General features: G+C 62.6%; 16 protein-coding genes and 1 riboswitch. Of the genes, 9 read left to right on the top strand and 7 right to left on the bottom strand.

Annotation, left to right across the window (positions count from 1 at the left end):
* Nucleotides 1-186 precede the first annotated feature (186 nt).
* From QZ822_RS03780 to QZ822_RS03760, 5 genes are all read right to left on the bottom strand, one after another.
* The gene (locus QZ822_RS03780) at nt 187-2364 is read right to left on the bottom strand and encodes a S9 family peptidase (RefSeq protein ID WP_294642717.1); all 2178 of its coding nucleotides are present in this window, start codon (nt 2362-2364) and stop codon (nt 187-189) included.
* A 214-nt stretch (nt 2365-2578) separates the two neighbouring features.
* Entirely contained in the window at nt 2579-3781 is a 1203-nt protein-coding gene (rsgA, locus tag QZ822_RS03775; RefSeq protein WP_294642715.1) for a ribosome small subunit-dependent GTPase A, read from the bottom strand.
* Nucleotides 3782-3885: 104 nt separating this feature from the next.
* Nucleotides 3886-4734: an ABC transporter gene (locus tag QZ822_RS03770; protein WP_294642713.1), complete on the bottom strand. Its 849-nt coding sequence runs from the start codon at nt 4732-4734 to the stop codon at nt 3886-3888.
* A 1-nt stretch (nt 4735) separates the two neighbouring features.
* Nucleotides 4736-5596, bottom strand: a complete 861-nt coding sequence (locus QZ822_RS03765; protein WP_294642711.1) for an ABC transporter permease — start codon at nt 5594-5596, stop codon at nt 4736-4738.
* Nucleotides 5593-6579, bottom strand: coding sequence for an ABC transporter ATP-binding protein (locus QZ822_RS03760; RefSeq protein ID WP_294642709.1), 987 nt, complete (start codon nt 6577-6579; stop codon nt 5593-5595). Before QZ822_RS03760 ends, QZ822_RS03765 begins: the two co-directional genes overlap by 4 nt.
* Before the next feature lie 341 nt (nt 6580-6920).
* Nucleotides 6921-7033, top strand: a riboswitch (SAM riboswitch).
* Nucleotides 7034-7136: 103 nt separating this feature from the next.
* On the opposite strand from QZ822_RS03760, the gene QZ822_RS03755 reads away from it, so the two are divergent.
* From QZ822_RS03755 to QZ822_RS03745, 3 genes are all read left to right on the top strand, one after another.
* Nucleotides 7137-8483, top strand: coding sequence for a bifunctional o-acetylhomoserine/o-acetylserine sulfhydrylase (locus tag QZ822_RS03755; RefSeq protein ID WP_294642707.1), 1347 nt, complete (start codon nt 7137-7139; stop codon nt 8481-8483).
* A 191-nt stretch (nt 8484-8674) separates the two neighbouring features.
* The gene (locus tag QZ822_RS03750; RefSeq protein WP_294642705.1) at nt 8675-10003 is read left to right on the top strand and encodes a homoserine O-acetyltransferase; all 1329 of its coding nucleotides are present in this window, start codon (nt 8675-8677) and stop codon (nt 10001-10003) included.
* A gap of 355 nt (nt 10004-10358) precedes the next feature.
* Complete coding sequence (locus QZ822_RS03745; protein WP_294642703.1) at nt 10359-10709, top strand: MerR family transcriptional regulator; 351 nt, start codon at nt 10359-10361, stop codon at nt 10707-10709.
* Nucleotides 10710-10832: 123 nt separating this feature from the next.
* On the opposite strand, the gene QZ822_RS03740 is transcribed toward QZ822_RS03745, so the two are convergent.
* Nucleotides 10833-11648, bottom strand: coding sequence for a MerR family transcriptional regulator (locus QZ822_RS03740; protein WP_294642701.1), 816 nt, complete (start codon nt 11646-11648; stop codon nt 10833-10835).
* A gap of 94 nt (nt 11649-11742) precedes the next feature.
* Here QZ822_RS03740 and QZ822_RS03735 point away from each other — a divergent pair, with 94 nt between their 5' ends.
* The 4 genes from QZ822_RS03735 to QZ822_RS03720 all read left to right on the top strand — a co-directional run bounded on the left by QZ822_RS03735 (nt 11743) and on the right by QZ822_RS03720 (nt 15703).
* Nucleotides 11743-12495, top strand: coding sequence for an alpha/beta hydrolase (locus tag QZ822_RS03735; RefSeq protein ID WP_294642699.1), 753 nt, complete (start codon nt 11743-11745; stop codon nt 12493-12495).
* Nucleotides 12496-12854: 359 nt separating this feature from the next.
* Complete coding sequence (locus QZ822_RS03730; RefSeq protein WP_294642696.1) at nt 12855-13181, top strand: heavy-metal-associated domain-containing protein; 327 nt, start codon at nt 12855-12857, stop codon at nt 13179-13181.
* 260 nt (nt 13182-13441) lie between these two features.
* Complete coding sequence (locus QZ822_RS03725) at nt 13442-15466, top strand: copper-translocating P-type ATPase (protein ID WP_294642840.1); 2025 nt, start codon at nt 13442-13444, stop codon at nt 15464-15466.
* An 81-nt stretch (nt 15467-15547) separates the two neighbouring features.
* Nucleotides 15548-15703 (top strand): hypothetical protein, encoded by a 156-nt coding sequence (locus tag QZ822_RS03720; protein ID WP_294454201.1) that lies wholly within the window; start codon nt 15548-15550, stop codon nt 15701-15703.
* A 290-nt stretch (nt 15704-15993) separates the two neighbouring features.
* Here QZ822_RS03720 and QZ822_RS03715 read toward each other — a convergent pair whose 3' ends face one another.
* Entirely contained in the window at nt 15994-16209 is a 216-nt protein-coding gene (locus QZ822_RS03715) for an RNA-binding S4 domain-containing protein (protein ID WP_070832751.1), read from the bottom strand.
* Between the two features lie 230 nt (nt 16210-16439).
* Here QZ822_RS03715 and QZ822_RS03710 point away from each other — a divergent pair, with 230 nt between their 5' ends.
* A complete protein-coding gene (locus QZ822_RS03710; protein ID WP_005507052.1) occupies nt 16440-17819 on the top strand; it encodes a glycine--tRNA ligase in 1380 nt (459 codons plus the stop codon).
* A gap of 128 nt (nt 17820-17947) precedes the next feature.
* Complete coding sequence (locus QZ822_RS03705; RefSeq protein ID WP_005507053.1) at nt 17948-18925, top strand: GNAT family N-acetyltransferase; 978 nt, start codon at nt 17948-17950, stop codon at nt 18923-18925.
* Nucleotides 18926-19081: the final 156 nt, after the last annotated feature.

Here is a 19081-nt window from a genome sequence, read left to right as displayed (position 1 = left end):
CGCATCACTCAGATACAGACGGAGCGTTCTATTTAAGAGATGAGCTACTCAGTAACGCCGAGGTTAGTCAGCAAGAATGCATAATCCCAGGCAATCTCACGCCAACGCGCTGGAGCATGCAGATTCCGAGCGCGCGAGGCACCAAATCTGCATGCGGAAGGGTATACGCGGTTGGCGTGCCTTAGACTACTCAGTAACGCCCAGGTTGGTCAGCAAGAATGCGTAATCCCACGCGATTTCACGCCAACGCGTATACCGGCCCGAACCACCACCGTGACCGCCCGACATATCAATCTTCAGCAGCGGCACCGGCGACGACGGGTCAATCTGCTCACGCAGCGCCGCAACCCACTTGGCGGGCTCCACATAGAGCACGCGGGTGTCGTGCAGGCTCGTCACCGCAGCAATCGCCGGGTAGCGGACCGGACGGATATTCTCGTACGGGGTGTACGACTTCATGTAGGCGTACACTTCCGGGTCCTCAATCGGGTTGCCCCACTCTTCCCACTCCATTGCCGACAGCGGCAGCTCCGGGTCGAGGATGGTGGTTAGCGCATCCACGAACGGCACGGCAGCCAGGCAGGCGGCGTACTTCTCGGGGGCGAGATTCAGCACGGCACCCATGAGCAGGCCGCCGGCGCTACCGCCGTAGCAGCCGATACGTGCCTCATCAGCCCAGGGCTTAGCCGCAATGTAGCTGGTGACGTCCACGAAGTCGGTGAAGGTGTTCTTCTTCGCGAGCTTCTTGCCGTTCTGGTACCAGGAGCGGCCCATTTCGCCGCCGCCGCGAATATGCGCGATGACGTAGATGACGCCGCGGTCCAGGATCGACAGCATCGGGATGGAGAACATCGGGTCCATGGACGACTCGTAGGAGCCGTAACCGTACTGGATGACCGGGTTCGGCTTGCTCATGTCCAGGTCGGCGCGGTGAATCACCGAGATCGGGATGAGCGTGCCGTCTGCCGCCGGTGCCCAGTCGCGGTAGGCGCGGTAGTCCTCGCGGTTGTAGCCGCCGAGTACCGGGGTTTCACGGCGTAGTAGCAGGGTCTGCGACATGGGGAAGTAGTCGTAGACGCGGCGCGGCGTCAGGTACGAGGTGTAGGCGATGCGCAGCACGGGGGAGTAGTTCTCCGCACGCAGCACCGAGGCGGTGTACAGCTCCTCGTCGAAACCGGCAGGTTCCATGAAGGTCACGCCCGCGGGTCGGCGGCGGCGCCACTGGATGGGCAGCTGCTCACGCGGTGCAAGGAATATGCGGGTGGTCGTGTCTGCGCGGGCGGTGACGACCAGGTGCGTTGCGGTGAAGGTGAAGCCCTCCAGACGCACATGTTCGCTGTGGCGGATGACCGGCACCCAACGCTGTGCGTACTCCTCGAGGCTTTCACCCTCGCGCGGCATATCGGCGAGCACCAGTTCGGAGTTCAGCGCATTGTAGTCGTGCTGAATCAGCAGGTGCTGCTCACCGGCAATGTTGAGCGGCTCAGCGTAGTATTCGATGCCCGCGCTCTTGGGAATGAGCAGGGTCGGCTCGCCCTTGGGTTCGCGGGTGGGGACGATGCGCACCTCGGTGTACTCGGAGTTCGAGCTGGTGAGCACCACGGAGGAACGGTCGGAGCTCATGGCCGCCGAGAGCCACATGGTGTTGTCAGGCTCTTCGTAGATGAGGTGGTCTTCGGTGCCCTGTCCGACGTCGTGCACGTAGACACGCCAGGGGCGCCAGGAGTCGTCGGGGACCACGTAGATGAGCTGCTCGGCGTGGTTGATGAAGAAGGAACCTGCCGCAATGTTGGGGATGGTGTCTTCGAGGAAAGTGCCGGTTTCCATGTTGAGGAAGCGCTGTTCGTAGCGTTCGTCGCCCTTCTCATCCACGGAGATGCTCAGCAGCTTGCCGTTACGTGCCGGCTGGAAGCTGCCCAGGGAGAAGAACTCCATGTCCTTGGCGTATTCGTTGCAGTCGAGGATGACGACCTCACCCTCAAGCACCTCACCGGGGGTGACGGTCGGCGGGGTGTAACGCACCACCTCGTCGCCCTCGTGCAGGGCGGGGTAGCGGTAGAAGACGGGGTACTGGCCGCCGGGCACCATACGGCTGTAGTACCACCAGTCACCGATACGGTTCGGGACGGTCAGATCCGACAGCAGGGTGCGGTTCTTAATCTCGTCGAAGATGGATTCGCGGAGGGGCTGCTGGTCTGCGGTGATAGCTTCGGTGTATTCGGCTTCTGCCTTGAGGTAGTCGAGGACCTCTTCGCTTTCCTTATCGCGGAGCCATTCGTAGTGGTCGATGAAGACGTCGCCGTGGTGTTCGCGGCGGTGCTCGACCTTCTTCGGTACGGGCGGGGTGAGGTTCTGTTCAGCCATGCTGCCACCTCTTTCATGAGTTATGGGTTTGTGAATGGTGTGTGCCGTCTGCGCCCGCGTTCCTGTGCCGCCGGGTGGCGGTGAGGATGCGCGGGGGACTGTGGGCACGCCTAGTTCTAGTGTATCGAAGAGTGAGGCAGGCTACTATATTGCTGCCTGTGCAGGATTGCCCGGCTCAGCTTGTGGAAGCCTCGCCGGGATGTGCGTTCGGCAGCTAGTTGGCGCGCCCCTTAATGGACATGAGGGTGCGGCGGCCCGCCTTGTTCGCCTTCGTGAAGGCGCGGTTACTCTGCCGGTACTCGCGCTCCTGAGAACGCAGGCGCAGGCGCGCGGATTCCGCCATCATCCTGCGGTAGCGTTCGAAGCGTTCGGGGTCGAGGGTGCCGTCGGCGAGCGCCTGCTGCACCGCGCATCCGGGTTCGGAGCCGTGGGAGCAGTCGCTGTACCGGCATGCGGAGGCGTAGCTGGAGACGTCGTCGAAGGTCTCGTCAATGGCGGAGCTATCACTCGTTGCGGCTAGGGCTCGCACGCCCGGGGTGTCGATAAGCACCGTGCCTGCCGAAGATTCTGCACCGGATTCTCCAGCACCGGGCAGAACGATCATTTGGCGGCTGGTGGTGGTGTGGCGTCCCTTGCCGTCGGCGCCGCGAACCGCGGAGGTTGCTTGCACCCGGTTTTCTGAGCTGGCCTCGCGGGGGTCGGCTCCCGGGTTGAGCAGGGCGTTGACCAGGGTAGATTTTCCGGCACCGCTGCGGCCCAGGAATGCGGCGGTGCGTCCGGCGACGAGCTCCGCCACTGGAGCGGGGTCGTAGCCGTTGTCCGTGCAGACGGCGAGCACCGCATCCACGCCGCTACCCAGGGATTCCTGATACCCGGCGAGCTGTTCCGCCGTCACCAAATCACCTTTGGTGAGAATTAGTGCGACCTGCACCCCGGAAGCGTGTGCCAGGGCGGTGTAGCGTTCGATTCGCCCGATGGACGGCTCGGGAAAGCACGGCTCAACGATGCAGAGCATATCCACGTTGGCGGCGACGGGCTGATCCGAGGATTCGCGGGTGGCGCTGGGGCGGGTGAGGTAGCTTCGGCGGGGCAGAATCGCGAGGGTTTTATGCTCCGCGGGCTGGGTTTCACCGCCGGTTCCGGGGATGGGCTGAGCCAGTACCCAGTCGCCTACGACGGGGTATTCCTCTTCGCCGTAGTCGTTCTCGACCGAGCGCAGGGGAGCGGAAAGCTTCACGAGCTCGCCCCGCTCGCAGGTCAGCAGCTCGCAGCGGGTGCGGTGCACGGCGCTCACACGGGCGAGGGTGAAATCATCAAGGGTGCCGTCGAGGGTGAACGCGGCGCGGATTGCCGCGCCCTGCCAGGAGGGGTCGAAGCCGAGGGTCTCTAAGGTGTATGAGGCGGGAGTAATGGTCACAGGAATAGTCTTTCGTGGTTGCGGCGCCCGGTTGGTTATTATGCCTGGATAGCGCACTGGGGGAGGGGGCGTTTAAAAGGTTTGTTCTATTTGGGTTTCACGCCTTATAGCAGCGAGGCACGGGCACCGGCGCGGATGCGCCGGGCGGCAAGGAAGGTAAGCCCCAACCCCACTGCGGCGTAGAGTACTGCCAGCGCCGCGTCTGCCGCCAGGAGCGCGAACAGGTCCGGCGCGTTACCGTTCGCGATACCTCCATAGGTATCTAGAGCCTGCACCAGCCGGGAACCGGGAACCCACGAACACAGCCACGCAAGCCACGCGGGGTAGGTGCTCACCGGAACAATCACACCCGCGCTCACCGGCAGAATAATCGACAGAAAATTCGACCCCGTGTACGGATCCGACAGGTACAGGCCCAGCCCGGCGGCAAAAATACCCAGGCAGACCCCTCCCAAAACCGCAACCGGCATCAGCGCAATGGCTCCAAGCAGAAGCCCGGAACCCGCCCCGGTAGAGGGTGCCGTGAGGGACAGCAACCACACGATGCCCACATTGCTCAGCCCCGTCACGGACGCCAACAGCGCGGGCACCGCCGCCGCACCCAGCCAGTAGCCCGCATCCACCGCTCGTGCCGTGCAGACGTACTCGAAGACGCCAATCCAACGGTCGGTAGCGACGCGCGCAACAATACCGGCTGCCACCGAGCTGAGGGTGGCAATCAGGGCGGTCGCGCAGCCGATGCGCACCGTATCGTTCGCGGCGAGGTCGGCGCCCAAAAGCACCGTAAAAAGCACGTTGAGGCCCGGCACGAGAACCAGGGTCGTGATGGCCGTTCCGAGGGTTGCGAAGGTAATAGAAGATGACCAGCCAATAGAGGCGGTAGACAGAGCCCGACGCACCGCGCCAGACAGAGCTACAGCGCCGGGCAGGGAATCAGTAGAGAGAACACGCACGCTACATCGCCCCCAGGGTGCCGCGGCGACGGGCAGTGGCGAGAGCCCTTCGGGCAAAGAGAAAAGCACACAACGCCCAGATGAAGCTCACGACTAGGGTCTGAATTACTGGCAGAAGCGCATCTGCCGGGGTAGTGATGGCGGTACGCCCAAGCAGCAGGTGCACCGGCGTCTGCAGGGGAATGAGCACGCCCGCGGCATCCAGCCAGGCAGGCGCCTCAACGGTCGTGAAAAGAACCCCGGAGAGAATAAACACCGGCACGAGGAGCAGCTCCTCGTAGGCGATAGCGTTCGGCGTCGCCACGAAGAACACCGCAATCATGAACGTGACCGACAGGCAAGCAACCCACAGCAGGGGAACGCCCAGAACGTAGCGCGGCCAGAGCTCAGAAAAGTCTGTGACCCGCGGATTGAGCGTCACAAGAGCCCAAACCACCCACGATAGGGGCAAAGCCGCCAGACCCACAATGGAGGCGCTCGAAACGATAGACGCCAGCACCCGCACCGGAGAAATCGACCCCGAACACAGGTACACGAGGGTCCCGCGGAAACGCTCAAAATTGATAATGCCCGCAGACACGATGCAGACCGACCACATACCCACAATGCCGGCGCGGGTCCACGCCAGGGTCGGGTCGACAGCCTGACCTGCGGAGTTCTGCGCCGCCGCGTGTACGGCGAGTGCCTGGAGGATAACCGAGCCGAGCACCGTACTGATAAGCAGCTGAATAAAGTACGGGACCGTCAGGAACTGGCGCAGGCTAAAGCTCATCAGCCGCAGCTGGCGGGCGCACTCCTGCCACAGGTCGTACCGCCGATCCTGCCGCTGGGACTCCTCCGAGCGTCGCGTCTGAGTACTCATCGCTTGAGCCCCTCCGCCATCGCCAGGTAGGCCTCCTCCAAGGTCGCCGGGCGCGTGTACGGCTCGGTTCGTGCCCCAATGTTCGCGGCGGCGAGTCCCTCCGCCAGGATGCGGTGCGCCCCTCCCGACTCGAACGTAGCGCGCTCGCCGTGCCAGTAGAGGGTCAGCTCCCAGCCGGAACCGCGCGGGGCGAAGAGCACCGCAGCCCGCTCGCCGAGGAATCCGCGGAGCGTATCAAGCCCCTCGGTGGCGGTGGCCTCGACCTGTACCACGGTCGTGGCGGCAATACCTGCGTGCGCGGCAACGTCCTCGAGGCTGCCGCTCACGGCGACGGAACCGGCGCCCAACACGGTGATGGTGTGCGCCAGGTCCTCGATTTCGCCGAGCAGATGGCTCGTCAGCAGAACGGCGGCACCATCTTCCGCGAGGGAGCGGATGAGGGTTCGCACGGTCAGGGCGATATCGGGGTCGAGCCCATTGGTCGGCTCATCCAGCAGGAGCAGGGCGGGGGAGCCGAGCAGCGCGCGGGCGATGTGCAACCGCTGCTTCATGCCGCGGGAAAACTCCTGAAAGGGTCGCGCCGCCGCATCGGTGAGTTCCACGCGGGCTAGGGCGTGGTCCACCTCGCGCCGCCGGCTCCGCCCGGAAACCCCCGCAACATCGGCGAAGAAGAGCAAGTTGTCGCGGGCGCTGGCGCGCGGGTAGAAGCCGCTATCCCCGCCGAGTGCGAGACCCACGTGACGGCGTGCCCGCTGCGGGTGGGCGATGGCGTCGATACCGTTCACGGTGAGGGCGCCGCCGGTGGGGGTGAGCAGGGTCGAGCACATTTGCACGGTGGTTGTTTTGCCCGCGCCGTTGGGGCCGAGGAGGGCGTGGATCTCGCCGGAGCTAACGCGAAGCGACACCCGGTCGACGGCGGTAAAAGCGTTTTCACCTTTGCCAAAGACGCGGCTGAGCTGCGCGGCATCAAGAACAAGAGACATGGTAGGTAACCTTCGGGTATGGCCCTCTGGCCCCTATACCGGAGGGATGCTGGGCAGGATAAACGGCGTAGTGCGCCGCGCCCTGCACGAGTGTATGTGTAGTCAGTGTTGTAGTCTCAGTGTACCGAAAAGCGCGGATAAAAGTGATGGGGGTTACTGTATGTGGAAGGGGGCTTTCAAACCCCTCGGTTGCCACCCGGCATTGTCGCCAACGTTTTGTTGCAGGCGGTTTTTTGTTACGGACGTTAAAAAACGTCATCTTTGCAATGAAATGTCTTAAAGTGCCGTCTACCCACAAAACCCTTGACCCCACCCCGTGCCCTATGACACTCTAAATAACAGGTCAAGAGCGCCAGCGATAAGCCCCAGCTAGCTGGCCGGCAACCCTCCTCCGCGGTGGGGTGCCCTGGGTGAAGACCAGGCGGCACGCACAAGCGTGACGCAAGCGCGGGACCGATGTGACCGAAACCGGTACATCAATCGTGACAGGATTATTCGACGACGATTCCTGTACCGTCGGCATGCGGCCCCCTAAGAATCCCCAATAGGAGCCACGCATGAGCAACAACACTACCGTCCCGACTCCCGCCAACCCCGCAGGTTGGAAGTTCGAAACCCGCCAGATCCACGCAGGTCAGGCGCCGGATGCCGCAACGGGAGCTCGGGCACTACCCATCTACCAGACCACTTCCTTTGTCTTTGACAGCGCCGAGCAGGCAGCGAACCGTTTCGCCCTCGCCGAGCTGGGCCCCATTTACACTCGCCTCAACAACCCCACCCAGGAAGCTATCGAAAACCGTATCGCCTCCCTGGAAGGCGGCGTTGGCGCGTTGTTGCTGGCATCCGGTCAGGCAGCTATCACCTACGCGATTCTGAACATTGCCGGCGCTGGCGACCACGTGGTCGCCTCGCCCTCCGTGTACGGCGGCACCTACAACCTGCTCAAGTACACCCTCGCCGACCTCGGCATCGAAACCACCTTCGTTGAGGACCCGGACGACCTGGACGCATGGCGCGCCGCGGTTCGCCCCAACACCAAGCTCTTCTACGGCGAGTCCGTGCCCAACCCCCGCAACGACGTGCTCGACATCGAGCCCATCGCCGCAATTGCGCACGAAAACGGCGTGCCCCTGATCGTGGACAACACCGTGCCCACCCCCTACCTGCTGCGCCCCATCGAGCACGGCGCGGACGTGGTGGTTCACTCCGCCACCAAGTACCTGGGCGGTCACGGCACCTCCATCGGCGGCGTGATTGTTGACTCCGGTAACTTCGACTACGGTGCAGACCCCGAGAAGTTCCCCAAGTTCAACCAGCCCGCACCCGGCTACCACGGCCTGGTCTACGCACGCGACCTGGGCAAGGACTCCGCATTCGGCGCGAACCTCTCCTACATCCTGAAGGCACGCGTTTCGCTGCTGCGCGACACCGGTGCTGCTATCTCCCCGACCAACGCCTTCAACATCGGCATCGGCCTGGAGACCCTCTCCCTGCGCATCGAACGCCACATTGAGAACGCCACCAAGGTCGCCCGCTGGCTCGAAGCAAACCCGCAGGTCGACAAGGTCATTTGGGCTGGCGTGGAATCCTCCCCCTGGTACGAGCGTGTACAGAAGTACCTGCCCAAGGGCCCCGGCGCGGTGCTCGGCTTCACCCTCAAGGGTGCAACCCTGGAGCAGACCCGCGACTTCGTGGATGCACTGAAGCTGCACTCCAACGTGGCGAACATCGGTGATGTGCGCTCGCTCGTGATTCACCCCGCCTCGACCACCCACTCCCAGCTTTCCGCTGAAGAGCTGGAGAAGATTGGCGTGTACCCGAACTTCGTGCGCCTGGCAGTCGGTATTGAGAACATCGACGATATTCTCGCCGACCTGCAGCTGGGCTTCGACACCCTCTCCTAAACGGTGATGCAACCCGCAGGTGGACCGGAAAGACTACGGCTTTTCGGTCCACCTGCGGATTCCCCGTTACGGAGCATTTTGTGACTGATCGGCGTTGTTGCCGCCCAACCTGTTGCTTCTTCTACCCACAGACGAGTACCCCGCTCACACCCGGCACCACCTCGCCGGCCAACCCAGTGAAGGGAACCCCCATGACCGCCCAGAGCACTAGCCAGTCCGGCACCACCCAGCCCGGCACTATCAACCAGCCTGTCACCGCACCCATCCCCGTGGCGGGTACCCAGCGCGAGCACCCCGAAGCGCAAGGCTACCTGCGTCAGCTGAACATCGGCGACCTGGAGCTCGAATCCGGCGTAACCCTGCCGCAGGTCACCATCGGCTACGAAACCTGGGGCACCCTCAATGAGGCTGGCGATAACGCCATCCTGATTCTGCACGCGCTCACCGGTGACACGCACGTCTCCCGTGGCGTACCCACCCCGGATATGCCCGCCCCGCTGATTCGCGCTATCGAATCGGATGGCTGGTGGGAAGGCATCGTGGGCCCCGGCTCGGTCGTGGACACCAACCGCTACTTCGTGATTGCCCCCAATATTCTGGGCGGCTGCTACGGCTCCACCGGCCCGGCAAGCATCATTCCCGAAGGCTACCCGGGTGCCGGTGAGCATTGGGGTTCCCGCTTCCCACAGGTAAGCATCCGCGACTCGGTACGTGCCGAGGCGCACCTGGCTCGTGCACTGGGTGTGACCAGCTTCCGCTACGTGATTGGTGGTTCCCTCGGCGGCGCTCGCGCCTTGGAGTGGGCGGCAACCAACCCTGAGCTGGTGCGCGGATGCGCGGTGATTGCCTCCGGTCCTTCGGCGACGGCTGAGCAGATTTCGTGGGCTCATACCCAGAACATTGCGATTCGTTCGGACGCGAACTTCGCCGGCGGTGACTACTATGCTGGCCCCGCGCCGACTGCGGGCCTTGCCCTGGCGCGCCGTATTGCACACACCACCTACCGTAGCCCCGCCGAGCTGGAGCACCGCTTCGGCCGCGAGGAAAACCGCGGCGAAAGCACCGTGGGTGGCTCTCTGGGTGAGCCGCGTGGCCGCTACGCTATCGAAAGCTACCTGGACCACCACGGCGCCAAGCTGGTTGAGCGTTTTGACGCGAACAGCTACCTGGCGGTCAACGAGGCACTGATTTCGCATGATGTGGCTCGTGGCCGCGGCACCCTGGCGCAGGCGCTGGCTCACACCGATTGCGAGTGGACCATTGCGGCGGTAAACACGGACCGCCTGTTCTTCCCGCATGAGTCGCACCGCCTGGCGGAGGCGTTGCCCACCCCGGTTACCGTGGACATTATTGAGTCGAACCACGGCCATGACGGCTTCCTGATTGAGTCGAAGCAGGTTGAGCGTATCCTGGCTCGTGCGCTGGGTGTTGAGGAGGGGTCTGCTACCCCGAGTGAGGCGCAGCGTGAGCGTGAGGCACTGGACTCGATGACTCGCCTGTACGGTACCGTCACCCACTAGAACCACCAGCATCGGGGGCATCGGCTAGGTGCCTTCTGAATGCTGCTTATGCCACCTACATACGGGTAAATTCCGTGCCGGCAGAGAGTGTCTTCACAGGTTCTTTCGCCCGCCGAGAATTAACCTTCACCCTAAAGGTTAGGTAAGGAGATGCCGGGTGCTTGCACAATGCGAGCATTCGGCGTTTCTTTGCGCATATTTGTGGGCTATTGTTCCAGGTCAGGGAATATTTTCCGGTTTTTCTGGCGCTTTTTGAAAGCTCCGCGAGATACCGCGGAAGTAGCCTCCTGTTGCACTGGAAGGTAAGGGTTCTCAGTTTGCTTTAGACCAGCTCTAACCCCATAGCATTAACGCTGTGGTAAGTATTCAAGAGGTAGCGGAGCAGTTGGGGGTGAGCACCCACGCCCTGCGCTATTACGAGAAAGAGGGGCTCATAGCGGTGCCCCGTGATGCTCACGGAACCCGTATTTTTGATGAGGAGTCTATCTCCGCAGCACGGTTTATTGCTACCTGCCGTCAGGCCGGCATGAGTCTTGCCGACATTCGTACAATCTTGGACAATCCGGATGATCACGCCCTGTCCATTGATGTGATGGAGCGCGCCCGCCGAAAGATTGAAAACGAGATTGCGGGGTTGCAACAGAACCTTGAGCACCTGGACCGCCGTATCCAGGAGCACCGCAGCCACCTCGATGGCACCCGCTAGATAACCGTCTAATTTTCATGCAGGTATGCATGCCGACGCCCGGTATTCCCACACAGGGAATCCGGGCGTCTTTTCGTGCTCAGCTACTCAGGCTCAGTCACGAGGTATCTTCACCTCGGAAGTCTACCCCCAAGTAGTTTTCTCCGGGTCAACACCGTGCGCACGAGCGTTCTCAAAGATGACCTCCCGCAGCCACTCCGCAAGCCCGGGCGCGAGCTTCTCGTAGTGCGCCTTGAAACGGGCATCCCCAACGTAGCCGCGAGCCAGAATCGCGTGCTTGGCGGGGGTGACCTCAAAGAAGAACAGGGAGGCGCGGTGCCGCTCAGCGAGTGCGTTCGCCTCCTCGCTGCCCGGCTGCACGCCGCGGTTGAACGCCTCGACGAGGGCGTGCTCCACCTCCTCAACCTGCTGTTTGCCGTTCTGCCAGTCGGCACGGTTCATCGTTGCAGTACGGCGCTGGTACTCGGCCCAGTCGTCAGTTTTTCCGTAACGCTCCTGCGCCTCCTGCTGGTGGGCTAGGCTGAATCCCTCGCCCATAATTTCTGCTTTTTCGGCAGCGCTGAGCTGCTCATTTTTAGGTGCCATAGTGTCCTCCAAAAGATGTTCGATGGTTTCAAGCATGCGCTTGTACGCGACGATTTTGCGTTGAAGCATATCCCGCTGAGCGAGTAGATGCTCGGTGCTGTTCGCTTCGTCCTGCAGTATGTTGTGAATGGCGTCAAGGCTCATGCCGGTGGCGCGGTACCCCATGATGACGGTGATTCGTTCAAGATCTGCGTCGGTGTAGTACCGGTACCCGTTGAACTCATCATGCGCCGGGTTGAGTAAGCCTCGGTGCTCCCAGTGGTGCAGCGTGCGGACTGTTAGCCCGTGCAATGATGCCGCTTCTCCTACGGTGTATTCGTGCTGCCCGTCAGGTGGTGTTATGTTCGCGTCCATGGTTTCACTGTAGAACCTGACGTTAGGTGAGGGTCAAGCTAGCGGCGGAACCCGCGGTGCAGGTTTGTGGGGGAGTCCTCGCTAAGATGGGTGCATGAGCGAAAACAAATACGTCGTCGAATACACCCGCCCCGAGAACGAACGCGCAGGCACCCACCTGGTGCTCATGCTGCACGGCTACGGCTCCCAGGAGCACGATCTGCTGTCCCTGGCGGCGCACCTTCCGCAGGAGGGCTTCACCTACGCCTCCATGCGCGCCCCGCAGCCGGTCGGTACCCAGTTCTCCGCGGACTCGACCGGCGCCTACATTGCCGCGGACGCTATCGGCTACCAGTGGTACCCGCTGAACCAGCAGCTCGAATCCGATCAGCGCGCCATCGAGCAGGCGAGCGACTACGTGCTGGAGTGGGTGCGCGCAAACCGTGAACCGTACGCTTCGGTGACCCTGCTGGGCTTCTCGCAGGGCATGGGCATCGCAACTTCGATGGTGCGTCACGCCCCCGGCGAGTTCGCCGCCGTGGTGGGCCTGTCCGGCTACGCGGTGGATTCCGACTCGCCCTATTTCAAGGATGAGGAGCTGAAGAAGACCGAACTGCCGGTGTTCTTCGGCCGCGACCAGGAAGACCCCGTCATCCCGCAGGAGATAGTGAACTACACCTACGACTGGATCCGCAAGTACACCGACGGCATCAAGGTGCTGTACGCCGGTATCGGCCACGGCGTTGGCCCCATGGAGATTCGCCATGTGGGCGAGTTCCTGGAGGTGAAGGTGCAGGGTAAGGAGCCGCGTGTTCGTGCGCAGAAGGTTGCGGAGGCGACCGGCGCCGTGGAAGGCTCCGACGCCTAAATCGACTATATGGAAAGCCCCCGGGTCTGACGACTCGGGGGCTTACGTGTAGTTCCGTTTGGAAAGGCGGTTATCGTCCTCGTTCCTACAGGGAACCCGCCCTCGCTTCGCTTCGGGCACCCTGATGTCACGTTCGGACGATACCGCCTTTCCGTGCTGGGGTACTGTGCGGGCGCGGCCGCGTTTTCCGGATGCGCCTTCCGCCTCCCACTGTCCCCTCCCGACAGTGAGGAGGCTGCTCGGTGACCACACCCTGCCCCGCATGAGGGCAGTGCCTCCACCTCTTGAAAATATACCCCAGGGGGGTATATGCTGGAGAGTAGCATTGCCGCATCCCACCGACCCGTAGGAGCTTTCCCATGATCACCTCCCCGCCCCGCCTCTTGCCGATGGCCTCCCACGGCTGCAGCTGTTGCGGACCTGCCTCACATGCCGACACCGTCTCCAACCCTGCCGCCAGCGACTCGTCAGCAGGAGGGTCCTCCTCTAGCTACCAGGTCACCGGCCTGACCTGCGGGCACTGCGCGAAAAGCGTGACCCAGGCCCTTCAGACCCTCCCCCAGGTCGACGACGTCCAGGTTGATCTCGCTGCTGGTGGTGTTTCCACCGTCACGGTCACCGGTGTCGTACCTCCGGAGATGGTTCGCCGGGCTATCGAGGCGACCGGCTACACCGTCTTATCCTGATCGATTTACCCATCATCTCGACCCCGACCGGGTTGAGCGAAAGGAACGTCATGAACACTCCCCACCATTCCGGCGATCACCATGGTGATCACCCCGCTCCGGAAACAGACCACACCCACCACCCGAATCATGCCAGCCACGAACACCACGCAGACGCCGACACCCACGGCCAGGCGATGCACCACGGTCACCCGCACTCCGTCCTGGACGAAGACCACCAGGTTCATGGTCACGGCGAACACGCCGGGCACAGCACCGCAATGTTTCGGGAACGCTTCTGGTGGTCACTGATTCTGTCCATTCCCGTCGTTATTTTCAGCCCCATGGTCGCCCACCTGCTCGGCTACCCCCTCCCGGAATTCCCCGGATCCACCTGGATTCCCCCGGTACTGGACACGATCATCTTCGTCTACGGCGGAACGCCTTTCCTCAAGGGCGGATGGAAGGAACTGAAATCCCGCCAACCCGGGATGATGCTCCTGATTGCCATGGCCATCACCGTGGCGTTTGTCGCCTCCTGGGTCACCACTCTGGGGCTGGGCGGTTTTGACCTCGACTTCTGGTGGGAGCTGGCCCTGCTGGTGACCATCATGCTGCTGGGCCACTGGCTGGAGATGCGCGCTCTCGGGGGTGCGTCCTCCGCGCTTGACGCGCTGGCTGCCCTGTTGCCGGATGAGGCCGAGAAAGTCATCGATGGGACCACCCACACCGTGGACATCTCCGAGCTGGTCGTCGGCGACGTCGTACTGGTGAGGGCCGGTGCCCGGGTGCCGGCCGACGGAACCATCATCGACGGAGCTGCCGAATTCGATGAGGGGATGATCACCGGCGAATCCCGTCCCGTCTTCCGCGACACCGGTGACAAGGTGGTCGCTGGTACCGTGGCCACCGACAACACCGTCCGCGTCCGGGTGGAGGCTACCGGCGGGGACACCGCCTTGGCCGGAATCCAACGCATGGTTGCCGACGCACAGGAGTCCTCCTCCCGGGCCCAGGCCCTGGCGGATCGGGCGGCGGCGTTGTTGTTCTGGTTCGCGCTGATCTCTGCTCTGATCACCGCGGTGGTGTGGACCACCATCGGCAGCCCGGACGATGCCGTGGTGCGCACGGTCACGGTGCTGGTCATCGCCTGCCCGCACGCCTTGGGCCTGGCGATTCCGCTGGTCATTGCGATCTCCACCGAGCGGGCCGCGAAATCCGGGGTGCTCATCAAGGACCGGATGGCGCTCGAGCGGATGCGCACCATCGACGTGGTGCTCTTCGATAAAACCGGCACCCTGACCGAGGGCGCGCACGCGGTCACCGGTGTCGCGGCAACTGTCGGCGTCACTGAGGGCGAGCTGCTGGCCCTGGCCGCCGCCGCGGAGTCCGACAGCGAGCATCCCGTGGCCCGCGCCATCGTGGCGGCCGCGGCCGCCCATCCCGAGGCCTCTCGTCGGCAAATCCGTGCAACTGGTTTCAGCGCCGCCTCCGGCCGGGGGGTCCGGGCCACTGTCGATGGCGCTGAGATCCTCGTGGGCGGGCCGAACATGCTGCGCGAGTTCAACCTCACCACCCCGGCCGAGCTCACCGACACCACCAGCGCCTGGACCGGGCGTGGGGCCGGTGTGCTCCATATTGTCCGCGACGGTCAGATTATCGGTGCGGTGGCCGTCGAGGACAAGATCCGCCCCGAATCCCGCGCCGCTGTGAAAGCCCTGCAGGACCGCGGGGTGAAGGTCGCGATGATTACCGGTGACGCGCAACAGGTGGCCCATGCGGTTGGCCAGGACCTGGGGATCGATGAGGTCTTCGCCGAGGTCCTGCCCCAGGACAAGGACACCAAGGTCACCCAGCTACAGGAGCGTGGCCTGAGCGTGGCCATGGTCGGCGACGGTGTCAACGACGCCCCGGCCCTGGCCCGCGCCGAGGTCGGCATCGCCATCGGGGCCGGTACGGATGTGGCAATGGAATCCGCCGGAGTGGTCCTGGCCAGTGACGATCCCCGGGCAATATTGTCGATGATTGAGCTCTCGCAGGCCAGCTACCGCAAGATGATCCAGAACCTCATCTGGGCGTCCGGTTACAACATCTTGTCCGTGCCCCTGGCCGCCGGCGTGCTCGCCTCTAGCGGCATTCTGCTTCCCCCGGCTGCTGCTGCGGTGTTGATGTCGCTGTCGACGATTGTGGTGGCGCTTAACGCTCAGCTGCTACGCCGGATTGATCTGGACCCGGCCCACCTGGCTCCCACCAGTCCGAAGGAAGAACACACCACGCCTACTCCGGCATCCACCGCCGTCCACTGATTCACCACTTCTCTCCACTGCCCCATATGACCCTGAAAGGCTCCACCATGAAGCGCACCCTTTCAGGGTCATATGGGAACCATGGACGAGATGGGTGGAATGGATCACGGCGTGAGCGCCATGGAGATTCGCCACGTGGGCGAGTTCCTGGAGGTGAAGGTGCAGGGTCAGGAGCCGCGTATTCGTGCGCAGAAGGTTGCGGAGGCGACCGGCACCGTGGAAGGCTCTGACGCCTAAATCGACTAAACGTATAGCCCTCGGGTCATGACGACTCGGGGGCTTTACGTTTAGCCTTATTTTCCGCGCTGAAGGCGGTTATCGTCCTCGTTCCTACAGGGGCTGGGTGGGTGGGTACGCTATACCCTTCCTCCGCTCCTGCAGGGGCACCCGCCGCACCCGGACGCTCCGCTTCTCCTTGCTTCGCTGCGGAGGGTGCCCGAAGCGAAGCGAGGGCGGGTTCCCTGTAGGAACGAGGAGGAGCACTGCCCCTCACCGTTCCCAGATTCCAAACGTGTAATCAGACGGTGCTAGCCCTCGTGCGCAACCTTCACGGTCACGCCGTTGAAGGTCACGGTATCGCCGGGGTGTAGCTGCTTGCCGCGTGCTTCTTCAATGTCGCCGTTGACCTTTACCAGGCCGTGCTGAATGACCTCGCGTGCCTGCGCGCCGTCCTCTACGAGGTTGGCGAGCTTGAGGAACTGGCCGAGGCGGATCATGTCGTCGCGAATAAAAATTTCTTCCATGCTTCCTAGTTTATCCCGCCGGGTACGTCCTGGCTTCCCGAAAATGGGGGAGCGGTGGGCAGGGTGGGCATACCCAGGGGCGGGGTGGTGATGGTACCCTAGTGTCTTGCATCAAAAAGTGTGCATATTGCGCCGATGAGCGCGAATGCGGGCGCCCCGTTCTGGGCGGCGTCCCTTATGAACCCGAACTCACGCACGTCACAGCCGGTGGCGGGGCAGAAGGAGTAACTATGGCTGAAAAGTCCACCCTCGATAACGTTATTGCGCTTGCGAAGCGCCGCGGCTTTGTTTTCCAGGCCGGTGAAATTTACGGCGGTTCCCGCTCCGCATGGGACTACGGCCCCCTCGGGGCGGAGCTGAAGGAAAACATCCGTCAGCAGTGGTGGCAGCGTTTCGTCCGCTCCCGTGCGGACATGGTTGGCCTGGACTCCTCCGTTATTCTGCCTCGTGCGGTGTGGGAGGCGTCCGGTCACGTGGCGACCTTCACCGACCCGCTGGTTGAGTGTCTGTCGTGCCACAAGCGTCTGCGTCAGGATCACCTGCTGGAGAACTTTGAGGCGAAGAAGGGCCGCGCGGCTGAGGGTATGGAAGAGATTGCTTGCCCGAACTGTGGTACTCGTGGCGAGTGGACTGAGCCGCAGAACTTCTCCGGTCTGATGAAGACTTACCTGGGCCCGGTTGATAATGAGGAGGGTCTGCACTTCCTGCGTCCGGAGACCGCTCAGGGTATTTTCGTGAACTTCAACAATGTGGTCACTGCTTCTCGTAAGCGCCCGCCGTTCGGTATTGGCCAGATTGGTAAGTCGTTCCGTAACGAGATCACTCCCGGTAACTTTATTTTCCGTACTCGTGAGTTCGAGCAGATGGAAATTGAGTACTTCGTGCACCCGGATGACGCTGATAAGTACTTCAACGAGTGGGTTGAGGACTGCTGGAACTGGTTCGTTGACCTGGGCATTAACCCGGATAACATGCGCCGCTTCGACGTCCCCAAGGAGGAGCGTGCACACTACTCGGCTGGCACTATTGACGTTGAGTACCGCTTCGGCTTCCAGGGTTCCGAGTGGGGCGAGCTGATGGGCGTTGCGAACCGTACCGATTACGACCTGGGCGTGCACAACGAGCACTCCAACGCGAAGCTTGAGTACTTCGACCAGGCTACCGGTGAGCGTTACGTGCCGTACGTGATTGAGCCGTCCTTCGGTCTGACCCGCTCCATGATGGCGTTCCTTGTTGACGCATACGTCGAGGATGAGGCACCCAACACTAAGGGTGGCGTGGATAAGCGCGTCGTGCTGAAGCTCGACCCGCGCCTGGCACCGGTGAAGGCTGCTGTTCTGCCGCTGTCGAAGAAGGCTGAGCTGTCTGAGCCGGCAACTAAGCTGGCGAATGAGCTGCGTGGCCTGTGGAACGTGGACTACGACGAGGCGGGCGCTATTGGCCGCCGTTACCGCCGCCAGGATGAGATCGGTACCCCGTTCTGCATCACCGTGGACTTTGACACTCTTGAGGATCAGGCTGTGACCATCCGCGAGCGCGACACCATGAACCAGGAGCGTGTGGCTCTGGATCAGGTGAAGTCTTACCTGGCTGCACGCCTGGCAGGCTAAAAATAATTTATAACATGGTCGGCGGGTAGCTTCTTAGAGCGAAAGAGGCTACCCGCCGTCGTGTATTTGGGCTACCCTGGTTAGACTGATTGGCACGTTTGACGCGAGCAAAGGAAAGGTGCACGGATATGGCTGAACGCCTCAGCGAAAAATTTGAGATTCGCCCCTGGCAGGAGGGTGATGACCTTGCCCTGCTTGAGATTTGGAACTCTGCCCGCAATGAGGTTGAGGAGCGCCAGCGTGGCCTCTTTGGCCCGGATACGGATGCGCCGTTTAGCCGCACCCTGGTGGTGACTGTTTCTGGTGTGCCGGTGGCTGCGGGTACTGTGGTGGCTTCGCTGCTGCATCCGACGCGTCTGTGGTCCTACATCGAGGTGGCTGCTGACCACCGCCGTCAGGGTATTGGTACCGCCCTGCTGAATGCGTTGCGTGAGATTGCGGCGGCGCACGGTCAGACCACCGCTCTGCGCGTGAAGCTGTCGCCGTTTAGTGACGGTGAGGAGTTTGCGCATGCTGCTGGTATGAAGCTGATTCAGCGTTCCCGTATGGTACGTGTGGAGCCGGGTGCGATTCCTCCGGTGTCGCTGCGTGAGGACGCTGACGGTAATGAGACTCAGGCGATTGAGGATTTGGCGACCGGTTCGGTGGAGCTGACTTCTGCGCTGTGGAATTTCTACCGCCGCGCCCACGAGTGGGATGTTCCTGCTGAGGTGGGTATGGGCACGGTGAACCGCTACTTCCTCTCGGATGAGGTGCGTGCTTTTGGAGCCGTGGTGCTTCGTGACCATATTCGTGAGGCTGCTGCCGAGGGTAAGAAGGGCCCGATTGTTGCGTTTGCGGTGAGCTACCACCCCTTTGAGACGGACCCGGAGGCGGCGCTGGTGGATGAGAAGACCGCCACGGAACTGCTGCTGGGCTACGACTTCGATAATGAGGGTGCCGTGGAGGCGATTATGCAGGTGTTGTCCCTGCTGAGTGCTAAGTACCCGGTGCTGGTTGAGGTTGATGACGCCATGGAGGCGCTGGTTCAGGTGACCGATGTGCTGCTGCGTGCCGGTACTGCTTCGGTGGAGGGTGACCCGACCTATATTTACGTGACCGAGTAGGTTCTCGGGTAGGTTCGCGGTATTGAGCCTGCTGGCTGACTCTTGCTCAAGAGGGGCGGGAGAGCGGAATGCTCCTCCGCCCCTCTCGCGTACCTGCGCATCCTCGCGGTTGCTGAGCTTGCACTGGGCTCCTGTACCCCCTCAGCTGAGTCCGGT

This window comes from uncultured Rothia sp. (assembly GCF_916715725.1).
In the GTDB taxonomy this organism is placed as follows: domain Bacteria; phylum Actinomycetota; class Actinomycetes; order Actinomycetales; family Micrococcaceae; genus Rothia.
This window is presented reverse-complemented; position numbering and strand designations above follow the sequence as displayed.

Bases quoted from the DNA above. Each gene is read 5' to 3' on its own strand.
- QZ822_RS03780 (WP_294642717.1), bottom strand. From the start codon at position 2,364: ATGGCTGAACAGAACCTCACCCCGCCCGTACCGAAGAAGGTCGAGCAC.
- QZ822_RS03765 (WP_294642711.1), bottom strand. From the start codon at position 5,596: ATGAGTACTCAGACGCGACGCTCGGAGGAGTCCCAGCGGCAGGATCGG.
- QZ822_RS03760 (WP_294642709.1), bottom strand. From the start codon at position 6,579: ATGTCTCTTGTTCTTGATGCCGCGCAGCTCAGCCGCGTCTTTGGCAAA.
- QZ822_RS03755 (WP_294642707.1), top strand. From the start codon at position 7,137: ATGAGCAACAACACTACCGTCCCGACTCCCGCCAACCCCGCAGGTTGG.
- QZ822_RS03750 (WP_294642705.1), top strand. From the start codon at position 8,675: ATGACCGCCCAGAGCACTAGCCAGTCCGGCACCACCCAGCCCGGCACT.
- QZ822_RS03740 (WP_294642701.1), bottom strand. From the start codon at position 11,648: ATGGACGCGAACATAACACCACCTGACGGGCAGCACGAATACACCGTA.
- QZ822_RS03735 (WP_294642699.1), top strand. From the start codon at position 11,743: ATGAGCGAAAACAAATACGTCGTCGAATACACCCGCCCCGAGAACGAA.
- QZ822_RS03730 (WP_294642696.1), top strand. From the start codon at position 12,855: ATGATCACCTCCCCGCCCCGCCTCTTGCCGATGGCCTCCCACGGCTGC.
- QZ822_RS03725 (WP_294642840.1), top strand. From the start codon at position 13,442: ATGTTTCGGGAACGCTTCTGGTGGTCACTGATTCTGTCCATTCCCGTC.
- QZ822_RS03720 (WP_294454201.1), top strand. From the start codon at position 15,548: ATGGACGAGATGGGTGGAATGGATCACGGCGTGAGCGCCATGGAGATT.
- QZ822_RS03715 (WP_070832751.1), bottom strand. From the start codon at position 16,209: ATGGAAGAAATTTTTATTCGCGACGACATGATCCGCCTCGGCCAGTTC.
- QZ822_RS03710 (WP_005507052.1), top strand. From the start codon at position 16,440: ATGGCTGAAAAGTCCACCCTCGATAACGTTATTGCGCTTGCGAAGCGC.
- QZ822_RS03705 (WP_005507053.1), top strand. From the start codon at position 17,948: ATGGCTGAACGCCTCAGCGAAAAATTTGAGATTCGCCCCTGGCAGGAG.